The organism is Paucilactobacillus wasatchensis, from assembly GCF_000876205.1.
GTDB classification, from domain to species: Bacteria; Bacillota; Bacilli; order Lactobacillales; family Lactobacillaceae; genus Paucilactobacillus; species Paucilactobacillus wasatchensis.
The window spans coordinates 1-10112 of sequence record NZ_AWTT01000054.1; the positions used below are offsets into that span (position 1 = coordinate 1).

The 10112-nt window shown below is 38.7% G+C and carries 14 protein-coding genes, 1 tRNA gene and 1 pseudogene; 10 read left to right on the forward strand and 6 right to left on the reverse strand.

Features of this window, described 5'->3' with window-relative positions; all coding sequences use genetic code 11:
• The 7 genes from WDC_RS08325 to folP all read left to right on the forward strand — a co-directional run.
• Positions 1-305: MarR family winged helix-turn-helix transcriptional regulator (locus tag WDC_RS08325; protein ID WP_044011400.1), on the forward strand; the 305-nt coding region annotated here is incomplete at its 5' end.
• 132 nt (positions 306-437) lie between these two features.
• Positions 438-809 carry a dihydroneopterin aldolase gene (gene folB, locus WDC_RS08330; protein WP_082040968.1) on the forward strand — a complete coding sequence of 124 codons (372 nt, stop codon included), beginning with the start codon at positions 438-440 and terminating at the stop codon, positions 807-809.
• On the forward strand, positions 799-1302 hold the full coding sequence (gene folK / locus WDC_RS08335; protein WP_044011401.1) for a 2-amino-4-hydroxy-6-hydroxymethyldihydropteridine diphosphokinase: 504 nt from the start codon (positions 799-801) through the stop codon (positions 1300-1302). The genes folB and folK overlap by 11 nt, the downstream gene beginning before the upstream one ends.
• The gene (gene folE / locus WDC_RS08340; protein WP_044011402.1) at positions 1302-1871 is read left to right on the forward strand and encodes a GTP cyclohydrolase I FolE; all 570 of its coding nucleotides are present in this window, start codon (positions 1302-1304) and stop codon (positions 1869-1871) included. Before folK ends, folE begins: the two co-directional genes overlap by 1 nt.
• Positions 1864-3138: a bifunctional folylpolyglutamate synthase/dihydrofolate synthase gene (locus WDC_RS08345; RefSeq protein ID WP_044011403.1), complete on the forward strand. Its 1275-nt coding sequence runs from the start codon at positions 1864-1866 to the stop codon at positions 3136-3138. The genes folE and WDC_RS08345 overlap by 8 nt, the downstream gene beginning before the upstream one ends.
• A complete protein-coding gene (locus WDC_RS08350; protein WP_044011404.1) occupies positions 3135-3722 on the forward strand; it encodes a non-canonical purine NTP pyrophosphatase in 588 nt (195 codons plus the stop codon). Before WDC_RS08345 ends, WDC_RS08350 begins: the two co-directional genes overlap by 4 nt.
• A gap of 11 nt (positions 3723-3733) precedes the next feature.
• A complete protein-coding gene (folP, locus tag WDC_RS08355) occupies positions 3734-4867 on the forward strand; it encodes a dihydropteroate synthase (RefSeq protein WP_044011405.1) in 1134 nt (377 codons plus the stop codon).
• A 39-nt stretch (positions 4868-4906) separates the two neighbouring features.
• Here the strand turns inward: folP and WDC_RS08360 are convergent, their stop codons facing one another.
• On the reverse strand, positions 4907-5239 hold the full coding sequence (locus WDC_RS08360) for a DUF1516 family protein (RefSeq protein WP_044011406.1): 333 nt from the start codon (positions 5237-5239) through the stop codon (positions 4907-4909).
• A gap of 202 nt (positions 5240-5441) precedes the next feature.
• Here WDC_RS08360 and WDC_RS08365 point away from each other — a divergent pair, with 202 nt between their 5' ends.
• Entirely contained in the window at positions 5442-6893 is a 1452-nt protein-coding gene (locus WDC_RS08365) for an MATE family efflux transporter (RefSeq protein ID WP_044011407.1), read from the forward strand.
• A 59-nt stretch (positions 6894-6952) separates the two neighbouring features.
• Positions 6953-7165: a DUF2187 domain-containing protein gene (locus WDC_RS08370; protein WP_044011408.1), complete on the forward strand. Its 213-nt coding sequence runs from the start codon at positions 6953-6955 to the stop codon at positions 7163-7165.
• A 188-nt stretch (positions 7166-7353) separates the two neighbouring features.
• Here the strand turns inward: WDC_RS08370 and WDC_RS08375 are convergent.
• The 4 genes and pseudogenes from WDC_RS08375 to WDC_RS09925 form a co-directional block, all read right to left on the reverse strand.
• Positions 7354-7424, reverse strand: a tRNA-Gly gene (locus WDC_RS08375).
• 315 nt (positions 7425-7739) lie between these two features.
• Positions 7740-8084: a sunset domain-containing protein gene (locus WDC_RS10075; RefSeq protein ID WP_450088947.1), complete on the reverse strand. Its 345-nt coding sequence runs from the start codon at positions 8082-8084 to the stop codon at positions 7740-7742.
• Positions 8082-8429: pseudogene (locus tag WDC_RS10080) on the reverse strand (DNA/RNA non-specific endonuclease); the annotation flags it as partial. The pseudogene WDC_RS10080 and the gene WDC_RS10075, both read right to left, overlap by 3 nt.
• Before the next feature lie 15 nt (positions 8430-8444).
• Complete coding sequence (locus WDC_RS09925) at positions 8445-8906, reverse strand: hypothetical protein (RefSeq protein WP_044011410.1); 462 nt, start codon at positions 8904-8906, stop codon at positions 8445-8447.
• 268 nt (positions 8907-9174) lie between these two features.
• Between WDC_RS09925 and WDC_RS08390 the strand changes: the two genes are divergently transcribed.
• The gene (locus tag WDC_RS08390) at positions 9175-9843 is read left to right on the forward strand and encodes an LPXTG cell wall anchor domain-containing protein (RefSeq protein ID WP_082040970.1); all 669 of its coding nucleotides are present in this window, start codon (positions 9175-9177) and stop codon (positions 9841-9843) included.
• A 70-nt stretch (positions 9844-9913) separates the two neighbouring features.
• Here the strand turns inward: WDC_RS08390 and WDC_RS08395 are convergent.
• Positions 9914-10112, reverse strand: a 199-nt coding sequence (locus WDC_RS08395; protein WP_044011412.1) for an amino acid permease C-terminal domain-containing protein, incomplete at its 5' end; no start/stop codon positions are given.

Genomic DNA, 10112 nt, shown 5'->3' on the forward strand with positions numbered 1-10112 from the left:
TGGCGTTGTGGGAGAAACAGGGAGTGACTATTAATCAGCTGGGCGAAAAATTAGGCTTGGGCACCGGCACACTCACTCCTTTGTTAAAGCGGATGGAAGCAGCGGGGTGGCTGACGAGAACTCGATCGAAGCAAGACGAACGTCGGGTGATTATTGACCTAACTGAATACGCTAAACAAAATCAAGCTGCAATTTTGACCGCCACTAGTGACTGTATTTCACAATTAAATTTCAATCTTACTGATTATAAAAATGCAATGGCAGCAGTTACGGATATTCAACAACGGCTGACACAGGCAGAATAATTTGAAAAATATCAATTAATACCAACGTAATGAAAATTGCAGTTGGTATTTTTGTTTAAAGCGAGTTACTCGGCATTAGTATGCTAAAAATGATATTATATTAGTCGAAGTAACAGACGAGGAAGTGTTCAAATGGGCAAAATTAGAATTAATAATATGAGTTTTCACACATATAATGGTGTGTTTGCTGAAGAAAAAAAATTGGGTCAACGATTGCAGTTGGATGCTGAATTAAGTTATCCGATTGAGCAAGTGGTGCAACATGACGATTTGACAGAGACAGTTAGTTACGCAGATGTGTATCAAACAATCGAAGATTTCGTGTTGAGCAAAAACTATAATTTGATCGAAAGTTTAGCCAATCATTTATTGCAACAACTTTTGGTAACGTATCCCACAATTGAAGCAATTACACTACGAGTGCGTAAGTACAGTGTGCCAATTGCAGGTATTTTTGACAATGTTGAAATCGAGGTTTCGGGAGTACAGCAACATGGCAAGTGAACGGGCATATCTTAGCATTGGATCTAATATGGGGCAGCGGCAGAAAAATCTTGCCAATGCAGTAACAAGATTAAAGGCCAATCCCAAAATTGAAGTAGTACAAGTTTCAAGTATTTATGAAACAGAGCCCGTCGGTGGTGTAAAACAAGACGATTTTCTTAATATTGCAGTAGCAGTTCAGACCAATTTAACCCCAACACAATTGTTAGGTTACTTACACCAGATCGAACAGGCACTGCATCGGAAACGATTGGTTCACTGGGGACCGCGGACAATTGATCTTGATATTTTGCTATTCGGTAATTTAGTTCAAGGCGATGAAACACTGACATTACCACACCCAGAAATGCAAAATCGAAAATTTGTGTTGATACCATTACTAGAAATAACAAGGGATGATGAAAAAACTGCACAACTGGTCAAAAAAATGCTGTTACAGACGAACGATGAAACTAGGGTTCAAAAATACAATGATGGAGGCGCATCTATTTAATGGACGAAAAAAAGATAGAGAATGCAGTTAAAGAAATTTTAATGGCGATTGGAGAAGACCCAGCCAGAGAAGGATTAATGGAAACACCAGCTCGCGTTGCTAAAATGTATGGTGAAGTTTTTGCATCACTAGATGAATCCCCGGAATTTGATGATTATAAAGTTTTTCACGTTGAAGAAGATCCGGGTATGGTGCTAGTTCAGCAAATTCCATTTTATTCAATGTGCGAACATCATTTATTGCCATTTTTTGGGACAGCAAATGTTGCCTATGTGCCACGAGATGGCCAAATTATGGGTCTAAGTAAGATTCCTCGGTTAGTAGATTTTGTTGCTAAGCGTCCTGGGGTTCAAGAACGAATTACGACACAGATTGCAGCACAAATGAAACGAATTTTACAACCCAAAGGAATTGCGGTTTCACTATCAGCACGCCATATGTGCATGGAGATGCGCGGAATTAGCAAATCGGGACTATTCACCTATACCTCTAAGTTTGATGGAGTGTTTAAATCAGATGTTGAAATGAGAAATGAGTTTTTACGCCAGACAGGTAATCATAGTGAATAGTTATGAAAAAGTATTAGACCAGATGAATCACGAGATGCTTGCAGCAGACGATGATCGCGTTGCATTACTAAAAGAAGTATTAGCTGCGATGGATCATCCAGATAAAAAGTTTAAAGTGATTCATTTGGCCGGGACAAATGGCAAGGGCTCGACAGGTGCCATGATTGCACAAATGTTGCTTAATCAAGGGTACCGGGTCGGACATTTTACTAGCCCGGCGCTGGTTGACCAACGCGAACAAATTGCGATTAATCGTGAAATGATTTCCCAAAATGATTTCGTGCAAACTTATACTTGGATTTGCACACAATTACCACCACAAATTAGTGCTAAAGATCTGACGGCTTTTGAATGGTTTACTTTGATTATGTTACAGTTTTTTGCAAACCAAAAAGTTGACTGGGCAATTATTGAAGCAGGTTTGGGTGGTAAAGACGATGCAACTAATGCAATTATGCCACCATTACTTACAATTTTTACCCACATAGATATCGATCATACCAAGATATTGGGTAATACAATTAAAATGATTGCATATAACAAGTCACAAATTATTAAACCAGAGACAACCGTTTTTATTGCACCGAACCAGCGTAGCGAAGTTATGAAGGTGTTAAACAAAGTAGCAATTGAAAATGGCGCTCAGGAAGTTTGGTCTAGTGCCAAAGTGGAGGCTGAGGTGGTTGCCCGTCAATTGACTGGTACCAGCTTGATTATCACTAGTCGATCCTTGACCTGTGAACCTATTAGTTTGAAACTGTTGGGCGATTTTCAAATTGATAATTTTAAAACTGTTGTTGCGGTTTACGATTGGTTGGCAGAACACCATCTGATTAGCAACAAGCAAGTGCTAATTGACGCTGCTCGTCAAATTGAAATACCTGGCAGAATGCAGGTTTTAGGAACAACACCGCCAATCATTTTAGATGGAGCGCATAATCCAGATGCTGTTGACCGATTGCTCCAATCGCTGGATGCTTTATTTGCTGAAGTCCATTTTATTTTTGTGCTCGGATTCTTAAAAGACAAAAATTACCTTCAAATGGCAAAAAAATTTTCACAAGTGGCACAACAAATATTTGTAACCACACCGGATAATAGTGATCGCGCGCTGGCTAGTCGCCAGTTACATTCAATTTTACCCGAAAGTCACGTTGTTGCTAATGCACAACAAGGTGTGAAAAAAGCGTTGCAAGTGGCGGATGCAAAAACTGTAATTGTTGTTACTGGCTCTTTTTATGTAGTAAAGGAGATGTTTCGACAATGAAAATAGGGCAACCGGTAATAATTGCATCCAATAATTTAGCGAAGACCAATGAATTAATCACATATTTCCAATCTGTTGGAATGCAGGCAATCTCATATCAAAAATTGCTTTCTCCAGTGACATTTCCGGCAGAAGGAACGCAGAGTTACTTGCTAAATGCTCGAACTAAAGCACATTTTTTGGCTGATTATTTGCCAGATGAATGGATAGTTGCGGATGATTCTGGAATGAAATTGACCGCATTATCCGAAAAATTGGGTGTAATGACTGCCAGACAATTGGGGTCATTTAAAGATGATCATGAACTTAACAATAAAATATTAAGTCTGGTGGCAGGTAAAGATCGGACAGTCAAGATGATTAGTCAGTTAGTGTTAGTGACCCCGGACAACCGAGAATTTGATGCTAGTGGGATATTTCGTGGGACGATTGCAATGAATGAGCGGGGTGCCAATGGATCAAGTTTCGATCTGATTTTAGTTCCTAGGGGAATGGACCAAACTTTGGCACAGTTACCAGATAAGATTAAGCTGCCATTGTTGCACAGGACCAACGCAATCAAACAGCTGATAAATAAAGTATAGAGGTGAACACGATGCACGTACGCGAGATTAACGTCAAACAGGATAATCAACTAACTAATTTAGTTTTGCAAGATATTGCTATGCGGCAGCGGCAGTGTTTTTTACAGTTTACGTTAGACTCAATTGACGATGTCCGGACGCTAAAGCGGTTATTAGACCAGTTTGATCTTATCAGTCAAGCTAGCGATTTGGTTGTCACTTGTTTTGTTCCAGTAGCCGCATTACCGCTATTAAGACAGCGATGTTTATTAACCTGGGCAAATGATACTCTGGCTACTGATTTTAAGGTGATTGAACAGCAGCATGCAATTTATTGGCAGACTGGTCGATTTAACTTTAATGTGTCGCAACAACCGGTGATTTATGGCATTTTAAACATCACACCAGATTCTTTTTACGATGGAGGGCGCTTTCAACAGCAGGAACAAATACAACAACAGATTGCAGCGATGGTATCTGCAGGAGTGAATGTAATCGAGGTAGGCGGTCAAACAACACGTCCAGGCTTTAACGAAATTTCAGCTGCAACAGAAATTGAACGGATTATGCCGGTAATTAAGATAATCAAGAGTTACTATCCTAATATTGCTGTAGCAGTTGATACATATAAATATGATGTGATGCAAGCAGTAGTCCAAGCAAATGTGGATATCATTAACGATGTCAACGCCTTTATCGATGATAGTCGTAAACTAAAATTGCTTGCTCCAACTGAGATTGGGTTACTCACAATGCATAGCAGTCGCAGCCATGAATATCAAAATTTAACTCAAGAAATGAAACAATTTTTTGAAACTAATTTGACCAAAATCATGAATTATGGCATTGTACGCCAGCGAATCGCGCTTGATCAAGGAATTGGGTATGCCAAGGAGGCCGATGGTTATCAGGATTATGCCATGATGCGTAATATTGACCAATTTAATTATTTGCAACGACCAATGATGATTGCTATTTCGCGAAAGGGCTTTGGGGCTAAATTATTTGGTCTGGCGAAAGATGATCGGTTGCCGGTAACATTAGTGGCAGAGGCATATATGTATTTACACGGTGGTAACATTTTACGGGTGCACGATGTAACGGAAACGGTGCAATTGGTTAAGATGCTTGATACAATCAAAAATGGTTATTGGTTCAAAAAATGATCTTTGCAGAGGTGTCTCTCTCCAAAGATCATTTTTACGTTATAAGTAGTAACTGCAGGTAATTGTCAAAATAAAAAAGAGCGATAGCAGTGCTGACAATCCAATTGTTATTCGCTGTTCCTGCTTTTTGGCGAATGATATTTCAATTAAGATGACTAATCCAATGGCAGAAATAAACTTGATGAGGGCTGTGATTGGCGTGATGGGGAAAATAAAATATAAAATTACACCGCCAGTAACAAGCAAAATCAGGTACAATAATCGACTAATGATCATCCATTTTTTGACTCGCTTCTGTGATGTTGCTGTTAATCCAGTGACAACTGTACCGATCAGTACAATCGCGGCGCTCAGATGTACAATGGTCCACATATTGGCAACACTTCCTTTAACTTATTCTAATTTTACCATGATTTAAATAGTGCGGGTTGTAATAATTATGTAAAGTCTTATGAAAGCGCCTTTTATAACGGTTCTGTTACAATCAAACTTTTTTCTTGTGTTTTCAAATAGATGGTCGTATACTTCCAATCATTGTGTAAAAAGCTGTATTCAATGAAGGAGGAGTGCGATTATGCGCGATCTAACTAAGGGAAACCCAATCAAATTAATTTTGATGTTTACAACGCCATTATTTATTGGTAACTTATTTCAGCAATTATATAATTTTTCAGATGTCTTGGTGGTTGGTCAAACCCTTGGTGTGAATGCGTTAGCCGCGGTTGGCTCTACGGGAAGCTTAAACTTTTTAATTATTGGCTTTGCTTCGGGACTAACAGCTGGTTTATCAATCGTGACTGCACAACGATTTGGCGCCAGGGATTATCGCGGCGTTCGACGTAGTTTTGCAGCGAGCATTATGATTAGCTTAATTGTGGCAATTGTACTAACAGTTGGCAGTTTAGTTTTTCTTGATCCAATTATGCATTTAATGAGCACTCCTGCAGAAATTTATACTGATGCGCGTAAATTTATTTCGATTATTTTTATGGGTATTTTTGCCTCAGTGGCATTTAATCTGCTATCGAATGAAATTCGGGCATTAGGCGACTCAAAAACGCCGCTTTGGTTTCTAATTATTGGAACATTGGTAAATTTAATTTTAGAATTGTTATTCATCTTGGTGTTTCATTGGGGTGTTGCTGGTGCTGGTTGGGCTACATTGATCTCACAAGTAATTTCAAGTGGATTGTGTGTTATTTATATTTATCGACACATTCCAATGTTGCAAGTTCATGCAGTGGATTTTGTTGCCGTACTGAAAGAATTTGGTGTCCACGCTAAATTTGGGTTTCCAATGGCCTTTCAATCATCAATTATTGCCATCGGCGCAATTTTTATGCAATCAGCATTGAATGGTTTAGGAACAACGGCTGTCGCTGCAACGACTTCAGCTTCAAAAATTGATCAATTAGCTAGTTTACCGATGATGTCGTTTGGTATTACAATGGCCACTTTTGCCGCCCAAAATATTGGTGCTGGCGAATATGAACGCATCATCAAAGGGGTGCGGCAAGCTTTATTTGCTTCAGTTGCGTTTAGTGTGTTAGTTGGAGTTCTAATCATAGTTTTCGGGCAACAGCTTGTAATGCTCTTTGTGGGCAGCCAGGACGTTGAAGTGTTAAGACTTAGTCAAGTCTATTTCAACGTAGTCGGTAGTTCTTATTCTATTTTAGCAATTTTGTTTATCATCCGATATACCCTACAAGGGTTGGGGCAAAGTGTTATTCCAACCATTGCCGGTATTGCAGAATTATTCATGCGTTCATTTAGTGCCATTGTTTTGGCTGGTAGTTTTGGTTATGCTGGTGCATGTTTCTCAGATCCGCTCGCTTGGTTAGGTTCCACAGTTGTTCTAATTGGTTCTTATTTAGCTGCCATTCGTCGGCTACACAAATTGCAGAGAATGCGAGAAACTGTTGAAACAACGGCGGATCCGGTAGTTAAAGAACAGGTTCAAAAGCAAATGCGTAAGACACTTAAGCTGGGTGATCAGCCGCAATTAGCTGGTGCCGGAGAAGTATAATTTGCTTATTGCTGTTATTTTTGTTAGTATTACTTGATTAATTTTATGAGGTGAATTGAATGGAAGAGTTTCAAATTGGAGACAATGTCACATGTAAAAAGTTTGGTTCATTAGAACATGATTTTACTGGTGAGATCGAAAAAGTTTACGAAAATTCTGTGTTGGTTAACATTATCAAATTCGATGAAGAAGACCAAGTGGCTGTGACCGAATTAAATCAGCGCGCCATTGTACGCAAGAGTGAAATTAAGAAAATCAATACTGCAGAGTAGCTGTGGCAAAAAAGAGTGAAAAGAAGGCAGATTCCGAGCATAGTTAAGCTCAGAGTCGGCCTTTTTTGACGTTGCAATATTTGAGATTGAATTGGCAGTTTTTTAAGTTTAAATTTAATTAAACCAATAAAAAACTCCTAATTGCCATAATTTGGGCAATTAAGAGCAAATATTGTTATGTTAAATTAAGCGGACGACGAGAATCGAACTCGCGACGCAAGCTTGGGAAGCTTGAGTTTTACCACTAAACTACATCCGCAATGCACCAATAATTATAGCATACTTAAATTATGCTGTGCACATTAAAACAAAAATTAGAAGTAAAAAGTATTAAGATGCCCACTTTGCGGGTATTAAAATATTGGCTGCCTTATTAAGAAGCATTATAATTGAATTAAAGGGGTTGATCTCAATGTGTGGATACTTGCCAATGACGGGTTTGGGAATATATTTTTACAGTCTCTTGTGGTTCGCAATTTTGTTAGTTGTTGCAGTTGTGGTGGCTATTGTTGTGAAAATAATGTTCGAAAAATAAAAGGGGCTGAGGCAAATATTTTGCCCAGCCTTATTTTAGTCACCGCAGTGATTTTCTGTAGCCAGCGGCCTGTGCTTCTTGCTCAGTATTAAAATAAACTGCATTGGCAGAATTCATGCTATAACCACTTTGACCTGGAACATGGTAAATATGACTATTAATATTGCCAACAATTTTACCAGTGTCGTTGGTATTTATATCTCCTTGTTGTCCGGTACTGCCTGATTTGGTCTTACTGTTAGTCTGTTGTCCAGTGCTAGTAGCTTGTTGTGCTGAAGATACCTGACTAGTTCCATCTGTGTAATTGATCTTTACACCATTTTCAATGTTAAAAATATACACATTGAAGTGAATGATATTACTACCGATTGACTGGGCTTGCATGTGAACACCACGCGCAACTAGTTCGGTATCCTTAAAAATTGGGATTACTTGGTACCGAACATAGCCATTGGGATTATTTTTTAAATAATAAGCAATATCATCCTCATACCGCAACATTTCAGGACTGTTTAGCGACCTAGTGCCAGTAATTAAATTTTTGGGATTATTATTTTGACCGGTTAACTGATATCCGATTAAGTGCGACCGGTTGTAGAGGTAGCCAGATTTTATTTTTTTGTTGCGCCAGCCAGTTGGATTGACTGTTAACGCCTCGCGTTTTGTTGTTGGCTGCATATTATGGTTAATCAATGCGTCAGCATGGGTCGGGCGATTATGCGAGTCTAAGTTACCATATGTTTGTCAGGAACCATGGTTGGTGGCTAAATCAGTGGTGGTGAAGGTTGGATTGCCATCATTCACGTCGATTGTTTGTGTACCGTCATAACTCAGATTTGCCAGCTGTTCAGTACCTTTGGGTTGCGATTTGACTTTATTTTTGTGAGCTTTTTTGGTTTTATTAGAGTTAACGGGTTTGTGCTTGGTTGGAGCAGAAATTTTTGTGGCTTTATCTTTTACGCGGGTGGTTCTTGTCTGTGAATCGCTGGGACCAGACGACATGCCAACAATTAAAAACGCAAGGATTGTGACTATAATCCAAGTAAAAATTGTGTTGCGCTTCTGGTGGTTAGTGGTCTGTACATAATGTATTTGGAGCCAATAGCCTATTCCAATTAACGCACCAACTGCAACCAACCACCAAAAATCAATGGCAAGCAACAAAATGACAACAAATAATAGTACACCCCATGTGCTTTTTTTCATAGAAAAATCCTCCCAACAACCGCTACAACAAAAATTAATTAACGTTACCACTAAGTATGACTGACAAACAATAAAAATAAAAGTGTAATTTAGATTATTTTCCGTAATAGGAGTTTAAGTGCTGCATTATCAAGCTATGCCATGATTTAGTGACAAACTCGGGTTAAAAAATAGTTGTCTGAAAGCGTTTAATTTGATATAGTAAATTCATAGGATAATCTAATATAAATCATAATTTAAATAATTTTAGCTTTGGGGGGATCAACCGATGACAAATAACGTTAGTTTTAGAAGGTTTCTGATTGCGTTATGTTTGGTGCTGGGGATTAGCATCTGTATGTCGTTGCAAAACGAAACAACTTACGCAGCAACTGACACAACTACAAACATTATCACCGATGGAACTGTCTCTGATTCTGGATTGGTTGATGCACAAAAAGCAGTGATACCTGAAGAAGCGACTAAAGCAGTGGCTGAGCCTAATGTTGAAAGCGGGTCAGAATCAAATAACAGTGATGCTCAAAGTGTGCAGAGTACCACTGAATCTAAGCTGGTTGAGTCATCTTCTGATAAAATAAAACCAGCGACTATTACAACAAAAGCTACTGTTAATAGCAGTGATAATAACAAAAGCGCTAGTAAAACAACAGTAACGAGCAATGAATCGACAAATAAGAAAAAAAGCGTTAGCAAAACCTATCAGCCAGTGAAGGTAACACAAAGTAGTGATGGCAGAATTGAGTTGGCGCCGGTGAAATTAACTAAAGATAAAGTCTTACCTAAAAAACAACACTCGACTGTCTCGTTACTCGAATATCACAGTAAGTCATTACCGAAAACAGGCGAACAAACAAGTAAAATTTCTTTCGTAGCAATTGGCATAGCATCGCTGTTGTCACTTGGAATTTTGCTCGTCGGTTTAAATCGATTGATATAATTATGTTGTACCCAGAAATGAGCCTCATTAATTGGAGTAATCCAAATTAATGAGGCTCATTTTAGTTAGATTAATGGCGTTGATTACGGGCAAGACTGTGACGATAGCCATAACTAAAATATAGTACTAAACCAATCAGGAGCCAAATGAAAAAGGCAATCCAAGTAAACAGTTTCAATTCCAGCATCAAAACTGCACATAGGATGAATGAAACAATTGGCAGTACCGGATAAAATGGAACTTTGAATGCTGAATCAAGTTCTTTAAAC